This window comes from Leptothermofonsia sp. ETS-13 (assembly GCF_049200465.1).
Lineage (GTDB): Bacteria > Cyanobacteriota > Cyanobacteriia > Leptolyngbyales > Leptolyngbyaceae > Leptothermofonsia.
Map to the genome: position 1 here is coordinate 4,993,405 of NZ_CP120836.1, position 15,837 is coordinate 5,009,241.

General features: G+C 51.5%; 16 protein-coding genes. 7 read left to right on the forward strand and 9 right to left on the reverse strand.

The window, feature by feature from the left end:
• Positions 1-372: 372 nt before the first annotated feature.
• Together P4D80_RS22750 and murQ are read left to right on the forward strand one after the other, a co-directional pair.
• Positions 373-762, forward strand: a complete 390-nt coding sequence (locus tag P4D80_RS22750; protein WP_421656334.1) for a DUF3110 domain-containing protein — start codon at positions 373-375, stop codon at positions 760-762.
• A 255-nt stretch (positions 763-1,017) separates the two neighbouring features.
• Entirely contained in the window at positions 1,018-1,944 is a 927-nt protein-coding gene (murQ, locus tag P4D80_RS22755; protein ID WP_421656336.1) for an N-acetylmuramic acid 6-phosphate etherase, read from the forward strand.
• Between the two features lie 313 nt (positions 1,945-2,257).
• On the opposite strand, the gene sat is transcribed toward murQ, so the two are convergent.
• A complete protein-coding gene (gene sat / locus P4D80_RS22760) occupies positions 2,258-3,442 on the reverse strand; it encodes a sulfate adenylyltransferase (protein WP_421656338.1) in 1,185 nt (394 codons plus the stop codon).
• A 133-nt stretch (positions 3,443-3,575) separates the two neighbouring features.
• Here sat and P4D80_RS22765 point away from each other — a divergent pair, with 133 nt between their 5' ends.
• Both P4D80_RS22765 and queC read left to right on the forward strand, forming a co-directional pair.
• On the forward strand, positions 3,576-3,938 hold the full coding sequence (locus P4D80_RS22765; protein WP_421656339.1) for a DUF4058 family protein: 363 nt from the start codon (positions 3,576-3,578) through the stop codon (positions 3,936-3,938).
• A 228-nt stretch (positions 3,939-4,166) separates the two neighbouring features.
• The gene (gene queC, locus P4D80_RS22770) at positions 4,167-4,862 is read left to right on the forward strand and encodes a 7-cyano-7-deazaguanine synthase QueC (protein WP_421656341.1); all 696 of its coding nucleotides are present in this window, start codon (positions 4,167-4,169) and stop codon (positions 4,860-4,862) included.
• On the opposite strand, the gene argB is transcribed toward queC, so the two are convergent.
• The 3 genes from argB to P4D80_RS22785 form a co-directional block, all read right to left on the reverse strand.
• Positions 4,845-5,738, reverse strand: a complete 894-nt coding sequence (gene argB / locus P4D80_RS22775) for an acetylglutamate kinase (protein ID WP_421656342.1) — start codon at positions 5,736-5,738, stop codon at positions 4,845-4,847. The two genes, queC and argB, sit on opposite strands and share 18 nt — an antisense overlap.
• 196 nt (positions 5,739-5,934) lie before the next feature.
• Positions 5,935-6,384, reverse strand: a complete 450-nt coding sequence (locus P4D80_RS22780) for a YlqD family protein (protein ID WP_421656343.1) — start codon at positions 6,382-6,384, stop codon at positions 5,935-5,937.
• Positions 6,385-6,519: 135 nt separating this feature from the next.
• Positions 6,520-8,505 carry an AMP-dependent synthetase/ligase gene (locus tag P4D80_RS22785; protein WP_421656344.1) on the reverse strand — a complete coding sequence of 662 codons (1,986 nt, stop codon included), beginning with the start codon at positions 8,503-8,505 and terminating at the stop codon, positions 6,520-6,522.
• 235 nt (positions 8,506-8,740) lie between these two features.
• Here P4D80_RS22785 and P4D80_RS22790 point away from each other — a divergent pair, with 235 nt between their 5' ends.
• Positions 8,741-9,025, forward strand: a complete 285-nt coding sequence (locus tag P4D80_RS22790) for a DUF427 domain-containing protein (protein WP_421656346.1) — start codon at positions 8,741-8,743, stop codon at positions 9,023-9,025.
• 270 nt (positions 9,026-9,295) lie between these two features.
• Here the strand turns inward: P4D80_RS22790 and P4D80_RS22795 are convergent, their stop codons facing one another.
• The 5 genes from P4D80_RS22795 to P4D80_RS22815 all read right to left on the reverse strand — a co-directional run bounded on the left by P4D80_RS22795 (position 9,296) and on the right by P4D80_RS22815 (position 13,470).
• Entirely contained in the window at positions 9,296-10,912 is a 1,617-nt protein-coding gene (locus P4D80_RS22795) for a CocE/NonD family hydrolase (protein ID WP_421659587.1), read from the reverse strand.
• A 33-nt stretch (positions 10,913-10,945) separates the two neighbouring features.
• Positions 10,946-11,401, reverse strand: coding sequence for a cupin domain-containing protein (locus tag P4D80_RS22800; RefSeq protein ID WP_421656347.1), 456 nt, complete (start codon positions 11,399-11,401; stop codon positions 10,946-10,948).
• Positions 11,402-11,434: 33 nt separating this feature from the next.
• Positions 11,435-11,602, reverse strand: a complete 168-nt coding sequence (locus P4D80_RS22805) for a hypothetical protein (protein WP_421656349.1) — start codon at positions 11,600-11,602, stop codon at positions 11,435-11,437.
• Positions 11,547-12,203 carry a cysteine hydrolase family protein gene (locus P4D80_RS22810; RefSeq protein WP_421656351.1) on the reverse strand — a complete coding sequence of 219 codons (657 nt, stop codon included), beginning with the start codon at positions 12,201-12,203 and terminating at the stop codon, positions 11,547-11,549. Before P4D80_RS22810 ends, P4D80_RS22805 begins: the two co-directional genes overlap by 56 nt.
• Before the next feature lie 313 nt (positions 12,204-12,516).
• Positions 12,517-13,470: a DUF1517 domain-containing protein gene (locus P4D80_RS22815; protein ID WP_421656353.1), complete on the reverse strand. Its 954-nt coding sequence runs from the start codon at positions 13,468-13,470 to the stop codon at positions 12,517-12,519.
• A gap of 430 nt (positions 13,471-13,900) precedes the next feature.
• Between P4D80_RS22815 and P4D80_RS22820 the strand changes: the two genes are divergently transcribed.
• Both P4D80_RS22820 and ffh read left to right on the forward strand, forming a co-directional pair.
• The gene (locus tag P4D80_RS22820) at positions 13,901-14,134 is read left to right on the forward strand and encodes a hypothetical protein (protein ID WP_421659618.1); all 234 of its coding nucleotides are present in this window, start codon (positions 13,901-13,903) and stop codon (positions 14,132-14,134) included.
• A gap of 172 nt (positions 14,135-14,306) precedes the next feature.
• Positions 14,307-15,770, forward strand: a complete 1,464-nt coding sequence (gene ffh, locus P4D80_RS22825) for a signal recognition particle protein (RefSeq protein ID WP_421656354.1) — start codon at positions 14,307-14,309, stop codon at positions 15,768-15,770.
• Positions 15,771-15,837 lie beyond the last annotated feature (67 nt).

The following is a 15,837-nucleotide window of genomic DNA, read 5'->3' on the forward strand; positions in this document are numbered from 1 at the left end:
CCCCCTCCTCCCCTCTAACAACTAACAACCAACAACTAACAACCCTCTTAGCCTCTAGTCCCTGGTCCTTTCCCCTTCCCGCATCCACAAATCAGCGTTGCTGAAAAGCGGGATGAATTGAAGCGAAGTCTCAAGCATCCAGCACCTTTTTTCATCCTTAGATTCAGCAATGCCCACAAATCCATTAATCTAGTGGTCTGTCAAGACTGTTTTGAGGGGTTGAAAACCCTTAAAACACCCTGGAAATGGATTTTATAGATTTGAGGGGTAGCTCAAATCTATCCTGACGGACTACTAGTCTGGAACTTGATTAAGATTGAGTCTGGACCATCATTAAGATTAAGTAACGATAGTTGAGAGAAATTGATACCCATGCAGGTTTTTGTCCTACTGTTTAATGCCAGAACAGAAAACGAAGGCATCCATACGATTCGGATTGGCGAGCAAAACTGGGTGCTGATGTTTGAGGAAGAAGACGACGCAACCCGTTATGCCCTCTTGCTGGAAGCCCAGGACTTTCCATCCCCAACTATCGAAGCGATGGAGCAAGAAGAAATTGAAGAGTTTTGTCAAAGCGCCGGGTATGATTGCCAACTGGTACCTAAAGGCTTTGTGCCCCAGAGTGATGCCGATCGCCTGCTCATGGTTCCCCCCGAAACGAACGTTGAAGAAACCGATTGGCGACCCGAAGAAGCTCCCCCGAAACCCATTGCCGATGCTGAGTTAGAGCGGATTCGGCGACAGTTAGAAGGGCTTCTGTAAGTTGGAAGGGCTTCTGTAAAAGGTATTGCTCAATAACGGGATAATTTGGAACCAGGTTTCCATCAAGCATCTAGCACTTTTTATAGCTGTCGCCAGGTTGCTCAGGACATTGGCTTTAAAGGGGGTGTGGGGCGAAGCCCCCAGCCAGAGGTTCCACCCCTGTCCCCTGTCCTAAGCCTGGTGGCTATAGCTATAGATCCCTAAAATTATAGATCCCTAAAATCAGCAACGTGCTGTAAAAAGCAAGGATAGAAAATGGACATTACGGAACGTGGGCATCTGTTGACGGAGCAGGCCAATCCAGATAGTCATAATCTGGATCAATTGAGCTCGCTGGAACTGGTTGACCTGTTTAACCGGGAAGATGCCAAGGTGATTGCAGCGATCGCCCAGGTTCGACGGGAACTGGCCAGGGCAATTGACCGAACGGCTGAGGCCCTCCGCCAGGGCGGACGGCTATTCTACGTTGGCGCAGGCACAAGTGGACGCCTGGGTGTACTGGATGCAGCGGAATGTCCTCCCACCTTCTGTACGTCACCAGAGCAGGTGCAGGGCATTATTGCGGGAGGGACTGCTGCCCTGGTGCGCAGTTCAGAAGAATTGGAAGACCGGGCAGAAGATGGAGCAGAGGCGATCGCCCATCATCAGATTACAAACCAGGATGTGGTAGTCGGCATCACCGCAGGCGGTACCACTCCTTACGTTCACGGTGCCCTGAAAGCCGCTCGCCAGCGGGGTGCCACAACCATTTTTATTGCCTGTGTTTCAGCGGAGCAGGTCAGCGTCCAGGTTGATGTGGACATTCGCCTGCTGGTGGGTCCCGAAGTGCTGGCAGGTTCTACCCGACTCAAAGCGGGAACCGTCACCAAGCTGGCGCTCAACATTCTCTCAACCGGGACGATGGTACAACTGGGCAAGGTCTACGGGAATCGCATGGTGGATGTGGCTGTGACGAATAAAAAACTTCACGATCGCGCCATCCGAATTCTGTGTGACCTCACTGGCCTGAGCCGGGAAGAGGCAGGCTATTTGCTTGAACACAGCGGACGCCAGGTCAAACTAGCCCTCCTGATGCACTGGACAGGATTAGAAAAGGAAGCGGGCGATCGCTTACTGGCAGAGCACCAGGGAAATTTGAGAAAAGCTCTGAATTCGGTTAATCAAGGAAACCATCTCCCTTAATTCTACCTGTCACACGTTTCTCAACCTCTCTTTACAGGTTCTTCACGTTGATTCTCTAGCGTCAGGGTATTGTTCCAGCACACTGAGTTGGAACCCGATAAAGCTATAGCCACCAGGCTTAGGACGGGGTGCAGGGATGGAATCCCGGCTAAAGTTCCTTTGGTGAACCCCTAGTGTTTCATGGCAGAAGTTTCTCGCCAGTTGTTTGGATGACCCCTCATCTACCCATCCCCCTATCCCCCCATCCCCATCACAACTGAACCGTGATTTCTGCCATCCTGCACTGGCTACTTATCTGCGTGGGCTCAACATTTCAAATTTCGTAGCTAATTTCCTGAACTTGCATGGCTCTTGCCAGTTCAGCCGCCACTTCTGGACGGGAAAACTCTGGCGGCGGTAACTCACCCCGACGCAACATCTCCCGCACCTTTGTCCCGGAAAGATGAATTCGTTCTTCCCGTGTACTAGGGCTGGTCTTCGTGGTTGCCATTTGCTTTGTGCGCAGGCAGTAAAAGGCGTGTTCAAATTTCAGAGGCGTAATGCCTAACTCATCTGGATTGAACTCGTCAAAGATATGCTGGGCATCGTAGGTGCCATAATAGTCGCCCACACCTGCATGATCACGCCCAACAATAAAGTGAGTACAACCGTAATTTTTTCGAACTAAGGCGTGGAAGATCGCCTCTCGAGGTCCTGCATACCGCATTGCCGCTGGATTAATTGCCAGAATCACCCGCTCCTTCGGAAAGTAGTGTTCCAGCATAATTTCGTAGCAGTTCATCCGCACGTCAGCCGGAATATCATCTTCCTTCGTCGCTCCTACCAGGGGATGGAGAAACAGACCATCCACAATTTCGAGGGCACATTTGATGATGTATTCGTGGGCCCGGTGGATGGGGTTGCGGGTCTGAAAACCGACAATGGTTTTCCAACCCTTGTCCCGAAACAGTATACGTGACTCTGCCGGGTCGATTTGATAGGTAGGAAAGCGTGGGTCAGGGTCCCGTTGAAGTAACCAGACTGGACCCGCCAGATTGACAGGCCCCTGCTGGTAGACTACGGCAACACCGGGATGCTTCTCTTCATTGGTACGGTAAACCATTAACGCTTCGTGGCGTTTGTCGTAGTGATACTTCTGGGTCAGTTGCAGCACGCCAATGAAGTGACCATGGGGATTATCCAGACGCACCAGACTGCCTTCTTTCAGCGGTGCTGCTACCTCTTCAGTGACCGAAAGGGTAATGGGAATTGACCAGGGCAGGCCATCTGCCAGATGCATATCGTTGACGACGCGATCGTAGTCAGCTTTCTCCATAAATCCAATGAGAGGGCTAAACCCACCGATCGCAATCATCTCTAGATCAGAAACTGCCCGCGTATCCAGTTGCACGTTGGGTAGGTACTCAGCTTTATCAAGAAATTCTGCCCGCTGGTCAGGTGTGGCGATGCGGTTAATCAGGGTGCCACCGTGGGGAGCAATGCTGTCTGGATGAGTCATGGAAGTTGCTGATTTTGAATTGCCAACTTTAGATTTTGTTCACAAATCAATCCTACTAGGCCAGGGGGGCATTGGGGTGAGAAGACCGCAGTTTAGTGACTAAAATGGGATAGCCTGACCTATGAGGTAATCGATGCCTTCTCCATTTCCAGGCATGAACCCCTATCTGGAGAATTCTGAACTTTGGACAGAGGTTCACCACCTGTTGATTGGGATTCTGGCTGAAACATTGAATCCGCAACTGTTGCCCAAATACCGGGCAGCCATTGAAAAGTGGGTATACCAGATGAGTGGAGAAGATGCTTTGTTGGTAGGTATTCCAGACGTGACGGTGGAGCGGTCACGTACCTCAAGTGATCAAACTTCAGCGAGTATTGCGATCGCATCATCTCCAGCTATACCAGTCGACGTAACAATGCCAATGCCTGTGGAATTTCGAGAGGGCTATCCGGAAATTCGAGAGGTTGCGACTGGTAGTCTGCCAAGCAGATTTTGAAGGATTGCAAACCCTTCAAAACCTCCTAAATTGGTCTTTCTGGGTTTAGATAACCAGGCAGAGTTCCTTTGGTGAACCACTAGGGAGGGGGCCACGGATTAGGAGCTGGGAAAACATGGAGCAGGTGGAAAGTACTCCACCATAGGGCCTTTCCCTTAACTTACTTTTTATGCCGTTGCTACAGACATTTCATAATAGCTACTGGCAGGTTTAATACAGTGAATGATAATGAAACCCAAAGCAGTTGTGTTACTTTCGGGCGGGTTGGATTCTGCAACCTCGGCAGCTCAGGCGATCGCCGATGGTTACGATGTAATTGCGCTTTCGCTCAACTATGGCCAACGCCACAAGAAGGAACTGATCGCTGCCAAGCGGGTGGCAGAGTATCTGGGAATTCAAGAACATTTTGTCGTAGATGTGAACCTGTCCCAGTGGGGTGGTTCTGCTTTAACGGATGATGCAATTGAGGTGCCAACCGATGGCGTGCAGCCGGGAGTGATTCCCGTGACCTACGTGCCGGGAAGAAATACGGTGTTTCTGGCGATCGCCCTTTCCCTTGCGGAAGCCAAAGAAGCCAAGGCCATTTACCTGGGTATCAATGCAGTAGATTATTCAGGCTACCCCGACTGCCGACCCGAATACCTGGAGGTTTACCAGCACCTCGCTACCCTTTCCTCAAGAGCAGGACTGGAAGGCAAAGCCCCACGCCTGGTTGCGCCCTTAGTGATGGATTCAAAGGTGGATATTGTGCGGCGGGCATTGAAATTGGGTGTGCCTATTGCAACCACCTGGTCGTGCTACCAGGGAGGAGATAAACCCTGTGGGGTCTGTGATTCCTGCCGAATTCGCGATCGCGCCTTAATTGAAGCTGGATGTCCCGATCTAGCAACACCGACGGCTCGAAACCTAAGCCATAAACTCTGATGCCACGATCATAGAACCGATTCCAGAATCGGTAAAAATTTCGAGCAGGAGAGAGTGGGGCAGGCGACCGTCAATAATATGGGCAGCACGGACTCCCTGAGCCAGCGATCGCACACAGCAATTCACCTTTGGAATCATCCCGCCCGACACAACCCCCGTCTCAATCAGCTTTCGTGCTTCCTGAATATCTAATTTTGGAATCAGGGTAGACAGGTCCTTGTAATCCCTCAAGATTCCAGCCGTATCGGTTAACAGAATCAATTTCTCTGCCCCTAAGGCGGCAGCAATTTCCCCTGCAACAGTATCAGCGTTGATATTGTATGCCTGCCCGGTATTGTCCGCCGCCACACTGGACACCACTGGAATATAACCACTGCTGACCAAAGATTCCAAAATCCTGGTGTCAACACTGGTCACTTCTCCCACAAAGCCAATTCCTTCGTGGTCTGCTGGACGAGCCTTAATCAGGTTAGCATCCTTACCGCAGAGTCCCACAGCTTTCCCGCCTGCCTGGTTAATCAGGGCGACCAGTTCCTTATTCACCCGCCCCACCAAGACCATTTCCACTACATCCATCGTCGGCGCATCCGTTACCCGCAGCCCATTTTTAAACTGGGGTTCAATGCCCAGTTTATCCAACCAGGCATTGATTTCCGGTCCACCTCCATGCACAACCACCGGACGGATTCCCACACAGGACATCAGCACGACATCCCGGATCACCTTATCCTTCAGGTGACTGTCCTTCATGGCGGCGCCGCCATATTTGACAACAACCGTCTTGCCGGATAGTTGCTGAATGTAAGGCAAGGCTTCGCTGAGAATCCGGACTCTAGTTGCTTCAGCTTCCTGGATATATTCGTGGGTGGTAGTCATGGGTCGCAGGAGAATTGAAACAGATCATACGCAGTGTAGTGGAAACTGCACCCATCCACACTCTCAATTGCAACAATTCGGCGATCTCCCTTCCACTTACCCCGCCCCCCGATCTAAAACATCATCCAGTAGTGGCGCCGTTCTGGCGATCGCGTTTGTACCAGGCTAGGAGCAAATAGCCAATGGCTCGGCGGCTCTACAGCGCGCCACGAATGTCTTTAACTACACCATCCTCCAGCAGAACTTCTACCTGCATTTTTTCGATCAGGTTGTCGCCCACTTCCACTCGAAAAATGCTGTCGATTTGCCCCTGGTTGACTTCCTGGTTTAACTCCAGCATTTGAACTTGCTGAAGTTGCTGCAAAATTTGATTTTTTTGCTCTAACAGTTCGCTTTTCTTCTGGTTCACCTGCATCTGAATGTTTTCGATCTGCTGTTTTACTTCGGGAGGCATTGGTTTCAGGGTCTGCTTCTCGATTTCAGCAATCATACGCTGTCCCTGCATTTCCAACTGCTGTAGCTGATTGTCAAGTTGATTGATCTGGGCTTGCAGTTGCTGTTGTGCCTCCTCCTTCCAGCGGGGAGTGACGATCGCTTTTACATTTACTGCGCGTCTTAAGAGCAGGTGAGACTGAGATACATCCATAAACGTTTCGTCAAGGAAAGGGTGTGAGGAAAACGGTAGATACATGCTCGCCGGGATCGGTACCCGCTGACGATGCGATTACCGTCAGTGGGGGAGCACACGACCGACGAAACCGTGCAAATGAATTACTTTGGATTAAACAAACATCTCGTCAATCATACCCTGGTAGCGATCCATAACGACATTCCGACGAATTTTTAAGGTCTGGGTGAGCAACCCGTTTTCTATAGTGAAGGGTTCCAGGATAAGGCGGAAGGGACCGATGCGATCGTCCGGGCGGTACCCGGGGCGATTCTGAACTTCCCGGTTCAGTTCTTGGCGAATCAGGTCTTGAACAGGCTTGCTGTCGAGGCCAAGGGTGGAGGATGGAGAATGGGGAGTTGGGGTAGATTCGGGCTCTGGACTTCCTTCTGGTAGTTCCAGGTGAAGCCCTTGAGCGGCTGCCCACTCCCTCAGGGCATCCAGATTGGGCACAATCAGGGCTCCTAAAGCCTTCTGATCCTGCCCAACGAGCATAATTTGGGTAATATAGGGACTGCGCAGACAGGCATCTTCAATCGGCTGCGGCTCAATGTTTTCGCCATTCGTTAATACAATCGTGTCTTTAGCCCGCCCCGTCAGTACCAGATCGTTTTCACGGGTAACCCAGCCCAGGTCGCCGCTGTCAAACCATCCGTCAGGGTCAATGGCCTTTTGGGTGGCTTCTGGATTTTTGTAATAGCCCTGCATCACCTGGGGCCCCCGAATCAGTACCAGCCCCTTCTGGCCGGGAGTAAGGGTGCGGTGGGTATCGGGGTCAACAATGCGAATTTCTGTACCAGGAATAGGCTGACCGGATGAGCCACGCAGGTTACGCCAGGGGCGACGGGCATTGGTGACTGGGGATGTTTCAGTCAAGCCATAGCCAACCAATACGCTGACGCCAACGATTTCAAAAAAGTCATCCAGGTGCCTGGCCAGGGAACCTCCGCCGCTGATGGCATGCCGGAATTCTCCACCCGTTACCGCATCCCGCACTTTCTTGTAAACAATTTTCTCTCCCAGCGCATGCAGTGGATAGAGAATCAGGGCTTGAATACCAGCAATTAACCGTTGCAGGAAAGATGGATCTTGACGCAACAGGTCCAGATTTTGCCACAGGCGGCGGGCTTCAATGTAGCGCTGACTGAGGCCCAGAAAGAAGTGGATTAATTTCTGTTTTTTGACTGGTTGCTCTTTGAACTGCTTTTGAATCCCCTCGTAAACGGATTCCCAGATGCGTGGGACGCTGACCATATAATGGGGTTTAAACTCCTTCAGGTCTTTTTTGATGGTGCGAATGCTGGTGTAGATCTGGGTGCAGCCCTGGGAAAGCAGGAAGTATTCCACGCTGCGTTCATAGGAGTGCCAAGTGGGCAGGATGCTGAGGACACGATTTTCGGGTTGGGGCTGCACGACGGCTCCCAGGGTGTTGACCTGATGCAGCAGGTTACCATGACTCAGCATTACGCCCTTTGGTCTTCCAGTGGTGCCGGAGGTGTAAATCAGGGTTGCCAGGGTTCCCCGGTTCTGGCTAACGGGTTGGAGGTCCTGGTTTTGCCCCAACTCCATGAGCTGCGGAAAGTTCAGTACTTTGAGTTCCGTTTTTTCGTCGGGGGTTTCGTCAGAAAGCAAAATGACAAATTTGAGGGGAAAACTGGTCAGGCGATCGCGCAATTTCTTCAGCGTTGCCTGGTCTTCTACCACCAGCCCGGTTGAACCACTGTGTTCCAGAATGAAAAATAATTCCTCGCGCTCTGCCTGTGAACTGCGAACGGCATTGGCGGCCCCGGCGGTTATCATGCCCTGATCCGCAATGAACCAGCGGGGGCTGTTGTCGGAAAAGAGGGCGACCCGTTCCCCTGGTTGAATGCCCAGAATCTGCAAACCGATCGCAAATTGCCGAATTTGCTCATACAACTGAGCGTAGGTAATCTTGACTGTGGGCCTGGAGTGGGGGTCATAGAGCGCAGTTTTGTGATTGAAGCGTTGAGCTGCGATCGCCCAAACCTCTGGTAGAGACTGAACATGGCTATAGTCTGCCAGACGCTTCAAATTCTGACGTTCAAGCTCTGACATCGGGTAAGAGAGGGAGCTATTCATATCAGCTACTCCGATAGTTGAGGATGATTGTACGGCTTAACGATCAGAATTCACCTTTCATTCAACCCTATCGTTTCCCAATCACCCTCAAAACTTTTCAAGGACAGAACAGATTCTGGCTGGATTTTTCCAGAAAACTGCGATCAGTTCTTCGTATTTCTAACCTCTCAACGTTGCATCCTGACCCTGAACTTCGTTAGGCTTTTCCTGGCGTATTTATTGGGAGAGAACAGTTATGCCCAAAGCAGTTTGGAACGGTGCCGTTCTTGCTGAGAGTAACCAATACGAAATTGTTGAAGGGAATTATTACTTCCCCCCCGACACCATTAAGCGTGAGTATTTCAAGGATAGCAATACCCATACCACCTGCCCCTGGAAAGGCGTTGCAAGTTATTACGATATTGAGGTAAATGGTCAGGTGAATCAAAACGCTGCCTGGTACTACCCAGAACCCAAAGATGCGGCCAAAAAGATTGCTGGATATGTTGCCTTTTGGAGAGGAGTAAAAGTTGAGGCTTAAAGAGTTGTAACAAGTGGGGAATGATCAAGTGTTTTATTACAGGGTTTTTCAGTTGAGTTAGCCACATTCTTTAAGGGACCAGTGGACGATGGCATAAGTCCAGTAACCATTGGGTTGGGGAGTGGGGAATAGGAGGGAGCCAGGATGGTATCCGTATTCCCGCCGTGCTGTACTCATGGTCTGTATGTCCAGTCACCCTCTCAGGCGAAGATATCCTTTCTGGATTCACTTTAGATGTGCAGTTTTAGAGGAAAAATGCCAACCGTTACCTCATGGCGACTGTTCCGTCAGGACAGGAAGTAGAACTTGAGAGGGGCGATCGCCCCCACTAAACACTGTAACCGTGATGATTTGCTGATCGATTAACCGGCTTTCTCCTGCTGGTGCCCCTGTGCCTGCATTGACAGGGTAGGCTGGAAAGCAGGCCGCACTAAGGCTGAGGCGAAGCGCATTCCCCTGTTTGAGGCGAATACAGGTAGGCTGGAGGACCAGCCTGACGGGATTGGTTGACTCCCCTGGATTAACCCGAACATACCCCTGGCTAAAGGGATAGACACTTCCATTTGGAAATACTTCTGACAGCACAGCGCAGAGATCAAAGCTGGGAGTGTCTGCTGTGCAGCAGATGAGCGCGATAATGTCTCCCGCCAGGCAAAGGTCATGACTCAGGGGTTCTGTTGTGTACTTGAGGATATCGGTGCGACAGTCGAGGCTGGAACGGTCAAAGGGGCCGGAAGGAATGGCGGCGTGACCACCGAGAGCAGGGACGGGGCGCCAGGGGTCATGGACAAGGATATCGGGGATCGGTTGCGAGGTGGGGGGAGTGGGCTGGAGCAAGCCTTCGCGATCGCCCATTCCGGCCAGCCCGGTACTTGCCAGGTAAAAGGGCGTCTGGTTGTCGTTCCAGGTTTTGAAGGAGCGCCAGGTGTTACTGCCCATCTCAAACAGCAAAACGGGGGCATTGTCTACAAAGCTGGTATTAGAGCCTTTGAGAAAGTGGTCGAACCACTGAATCTGGAGGCGATCGCATGGACTTGCGGCCTCCTCTCCATAATCGACCGCTCCCACCTTGCGTCCCCAAGGGAGATGAGCCCAGGGACCCACTACGAGTTGTTGCCGGAATTGGCTGCGGCAGGCCATCGCTTTATAGAGGTTGAGCGTTCCACGCATGTACGTATCAAACCAGCCCCCAATGTGCAGCATGGGCAGGTCCACATCCTGTAGAAGGATTCTGGGAGAGAGTGTGTCCCAATATTCCTCCGGTTCAGGATGGGCTAACCACTCGTGGTAGAAAGAATCGGGGGCCAGTGTTTTCAAAATTTCGGAGCGGGTTGGAATCGGGTCACAAAAGGTGAGATTCTTTGCAGCGGTGGACAGGGTCTGGTGAGACTCCATATCCCCCTTCAAACGAGCCGTTTCAGCCGCTAGCTGAACTGCCCAGCCCAGGTTTGTCTGAAGGCAAAAGGCCCCTCCCTCATAGGCCCAGTCTGTATAGAGGTCATAGGCCAGCATCGCCGGACAAATTGTTTTCAAGGCAGGGGGTTGGGCGATCGCGGCATAGAGCTGGGTCATCCCCTGATAGGAGAATCCGTACATCCCAACCTGCCCAGTGCTGCCTGGAAGACTGGCTGCCCAGTTAACCGCATCATAGCCATCCCCTATCTCATTGGCAAATAGCTGAAACTTCCCCTCAGATGTACCACGACCACGCACATCTTGAATCACCACAATATAGCCGTGAGCCGCATACCAGACGGGATGGGCATAAACGACAGTAGACGCGATCGCCCTCCCGTAAGGCTGTCGCATCAGCAACACCGGAAACAGCCCCTCCGCATCCGGGCGGTAAACATCTGCATCCAGCCGCACCCCATCCCGGGTCAGCATCGACACTGTTTCTTTAGGGCCAACCTTGAACATTTAACACAGCACCGGCGACGGAGCCCGCCTCAGCACCAACAAATCCTCTTCATCCAGTTCGACCGGGGTACCACTGCGAATCAATTCGGCGAAATCTTCATTAGGCACCATAATACACAAAGCATACAAACGTTCAGAACCCGTATTTTGAATCTCGTGGGTTCCAGTCGGCGGTACCAGAATACTGTCTCCTGCTCGAATGGGCACCGTTTTGCCATCACAGGTGGCTAACCCCTCTCCCTTTAAGACAAAGAACATTTCTACAGCAAGCTGATGCCGGTTAGGAGGAGTTTTGCCACCCACATCGAAAATCTCTACACAAAACGTAAGTGACATATTGGCCGATTGCGGATCAAACACGATCGCCAGACGATTCGTATCCTGGGGGCTGATACGAAATGCCTGGTAGTCATTAGGAGATTTAACCACCGGAATCACACAGCTTGCAGAATCCATAACAGGTGCTCCTGACAAATGAGTGAGGGTTGCTCACTTAACGGCATCCAAAATTGCGAAAGAATCCGTTGCAAATCCAAAACACTGTTTGACGTTGTATAGGGTTGCGTGCCAGCAATAGTCGGGTGATGTTGTGGCAGCACAATCAGTCACCAGAATGCAATCGTAGCCCAGAAAATTGGCATCCTGTAACGTTGCCATTACACACTGGTCGGCATTGACTCCACCAAAAAAGGAGCGTTGTCTTACCCAGGTTTTTGAGAATACTATCGAGAGGCGTGTCCCAAAATCCGCTCATCCGGTACTTATCCACCCGGATGTCTTCCGGTTTTTGTTCCAGTTCATTAACCACAGCGGCGGCCCAGCTATCCCTAATTAGTACGGGCGCACCGTTTGCCGGAAGGGGATCACCCAACCCGACCCCGTTGCCTGTGGAATTGTAGACGTGGCGCAACCCGGCACCGATATTCAGCAGGTCAGGACGGTTGCCCCAGTTCACCCAAATCACTGGTACCTGGAGACTGCGTAGAACGGGTAGCAATCTCTGGAGGGGCGCGATCGGTGTGCGAGCGGGGTTAATATCGACGCCAATATGGGCCAGCCAGCCATCGGGGTGGCAAAAGTCGTTTTGCATGTCGATGACCAGCATGGCTGTTTTTGCCAGATCCAGGCGCAGGGTTTTCGTTTCTGTTTTTAAAGTGACGGGTCGCGGTTCCAGGGGCGGACGGGTAATGTCTGCAATGTCTGCATTCACTGCCCAGGCATTGGGGGGAATTCCCAGAGTCCGAAGAGGTGTGTCCATGGTCAGGAAAGTTGTTAGTGGTTGGTTGTTATAGCGTTCACAAGCTATTTGTGAACAAGGGGGGTTGGGGTAGAACCCCTGCACCCCATTCAAATTTCAAGCAGGATCGCTATAGTTGTTAGTGCGGTTACTATACCAGCAACCTGTTCGACTCACCTTTACTACAGATAAGAGCTGAAAAAAGTTCAAACAGTCACTGATTCTGGGAATTCGCTACAGACAAACAAAATAAAAAAAGGGGCTGAGCAGCCCCTTTTTCTACAACAAATTGTGATTCAGACCGATTGTGATTCAGACCGATTGGCCTACGATGCTAGATCATTTTCAGGTTCGGATACTGCACCAGCAAGTCTTCGCTGGTGAGGACATCGCCCTCTGCCTGAGGTGTCCACAGAACTTCTAGCGCCAGCAGACGATCGCTGGGAACTCCCCCCAGTTGCTGTAATGCCCGACGCATATCATCCGAGTTGTTCACCTTGGGCAGATCCAGCTTGCCTTGTGTACCAACCAGCAACGTCACCACAATATATTCGCCCGGACCTTGCTCCAACAATGCCCCATCAGCTTGGGAACTGGGAAGGGGTTTAGGGGTCGTCGCCTGACGAAGCTGGTTATTGACATTCGACAGGGTTTCACCACTAAACTTACTACGCTCAGATAACAGCATCCGATTGAACTCAGCCTCAGCCGACTGCAAACGGGCTTGTTGAACCGTAGAGCCACCATAAACCCAATATTCGGGGTGACGCAAAAGTGCCAATGTCGTTTCCTGCAGAACGGCTGACAGACCCGCGGTAGAGCTGGTATCTGCTTTCATCGCCAGCTTGTTCAAGTCTGTTTGCAGCTCACGCGCCTCTGCCAGCAACCCAACCTGGAGACAAGCAACAGAAACAGTAGGATCAGCCACCTCGTAACCGTAACCATCGCTGCTCTGGAAGCGGCGGAAGGTTTGCACCAGAAATCCGGCGATCGCCAGGAAAATCAGGACACTAAACAATCCACCCCCTCCAACCCAAAAAATCGGCGAAGGAAAGACGAAGGGAACTCCATAGCCGCCCCCATAACCATAGCCACCACCTGGAGGAGCATAGGTCCGGGGTGCCGTGTAGGTGCGGCTCGGTGCCCTAAAGGAACCACCCCCAATCCGTCCGCCACCAGGAGCCGCCAGAGCCCCATTGGCATGGCTAAATGCCAGGGTTAGCACCAGCCCGATCGCCAACAGCACCTTCAGCAATGGCTTGAACAGTGAAGTAATTTTGTTTCGCATAACGTGCCTACCCAGACGCTTCGTAAATGACAGTTAAAAGCTGTCCTCTTAAATCCAAACTCGAATAACGGAACCAATCTAACCTTTTCAAAAGGCGACTTAAAAGGAACCAACATCTCATTAAGAGTTATGAATCTGCCTACTACTACTTTATCGCCTTCAACCCACATAGAAAATCGACCAGAAGATGCTTTTAGGCGGATTCCCGTACTGAAACATTAGGGTTAATCCTCCCTGCGCTAGTTGTTAGTGAGGAGTGAGGGGAAAGTAGATGAGCAGATGAGTGGCAGGGTTAGATGAGTTCTAAATTTTTGAATTCTGAGTAAATTTTGAATTCTGAGGTTTCCCCATCCCCTCATCCTCCCATCCACTCACTCGCAGTTGAACCACAAACATCTCTGTGCTAAAACCTATTAAGAATTGTAAACTGATGGCAGTTGGCGCTTTTCGCCCAACTCAACTTCCCCGTCACGGTAGATACAAGGTGAACCCCATGACTCAAACACAGCCCACTGCAACCCCAAGATTAGAGGAACCCAAATTTGGCTTCAATGAGTATGCTGAGCGTTTAAACGGTCGCGCTGCGATGATTGGCTTTGCACTTACCCTGATCATTGAATATGTCACGGGTCAGGGTTTACTTGAGTGGCTCGGTTTAGGTTAAGCGAACAGAATGAATGCAGGAAGGATTTTAGAAATATCAGTTTTGCTGGTACGGGCATTCCCTGTAGGATCCTTACCAGGAACGCACTAATCTGTTACATAGTGGTAAATAGCGGGCGAATAGTTGCCACGCTATTTTTTGTATAAGGGTTAGTCACCTCCAAGAAACCTCTATGTTTGAAGCCCTCTCCGATCGCCTCGAATCAGCCTGGAAAAAACTGCGCGGTCAGGACAGAATTTCTGAGTCCAATATTAAAGAAGCCGTGAGGGAAGTCCGGCGCGCCCTGCTGGAGGCCGACGTCAACCTCCAGGTAGTAAAAAACTTTGTGGCCGAGGTGGAAACCAAAGCCCAGGGTGCAGAAGTCATCACCGGTGTTCGTCCAGACCAGCAGTTCATTGAAATTGTTTATAACGAACTGGTCGAGGTGATGGGTGGGGCCAACGAGCCTCTGGCAGAAGCCGAAACGCCCCCCACTATCATCCTGATGGCAGGCTTGCAGGGAACGGGTAAAACCACGGCAACCGCTAAACTGGCACTTCACCTGCGGAAGGAAAATCGTAGCACAATGCTGGTAGCCACCGATGTTTACCGTCCAGCGGCGATCGACCAGTTAATCACCCTGGGTAAACAGATCGATGTTCCTGTCTTTGAGATGGGCAAGGATGCCAATCCGGTTGAAATTGCCCGCCGGGGAGTCGAAAAAGCCAGGGAAGATGGCATCAACACTGTCATCATTGACACCGCTGGTCGTTTGCAGATTGACCAGGACATGATGGCAGAACTGGCTCGCATCAAGGAAACTGTGCAACCCCACGAAGTGCTGCTGGTAGTCGATGCCATGACTGGTCAGGAAGCGGCCAACCTGACCCACACCTTCCATGAACAGATTGGTATTACAGGGGCCATTCTGACCAAAATGGATGGCGATACGCGGGGTGGGGCAGCCCTTTCGGTGCGGCAGATTTCCGGTAAACCAATCAAGTTCATCGGTGTTGGCGAGAAAGTAGAAGCCCTCCAACCCTTCTATCCTGATCGCATGGCCTCCCGCATTTTGGGTATGGGCGACGTGCTGACCCTGGTCGAGAAGGCGCGGGAAGAAGTTGACCTGGCAGAAGCTGAGAAGATGCAGGAAAAGATCCTTTCTGCCAAGTTTGACTTTACCGACTTCCTTAAACAGACTCGCCTGCTAAAAACTATGGGCTCCCTGGGTGGCATCATGAAACTGATCCCAGGCATGAACAAAATTAGCGATGACCAGCTTCAGCAAGGGGAGGCTGAACTGAAGAAAGCAGAAGCCATGATTGGTTCGATGACAATTGAAGAGCGAAAGAATCCGGAGCTGTTAGCAGGCTCACCCAGCCGCCGTCGCCGGGTGGCTCGTGGTTCTGGGCGCTCAGAAAGGGATGTGAGTGAACTGGTGAGCAAGTTCCAGAAGATGCGGAACATGATGCAACAGATGGGGCAGGGACGTTTGCCGGGGATGCCGGGAATGCCCGGTATGGGTGGAATGCCCGGTATGGGTGGTCCTGCGGCTGGCTATCGTCCCCCGCAACCAGGGTGGCGGGGCTATCCCGGTGGAAATCCGGGTAAGAAGAAAAAGAAGGATAAAAAGAAGAAGGGATTCGGAACGCTATAGCAGTGTGATAAAATAATGAGTCCATGATCTTCTTTAAGAGTTTGCGGGTTGGTGGCTCATCCCTGCT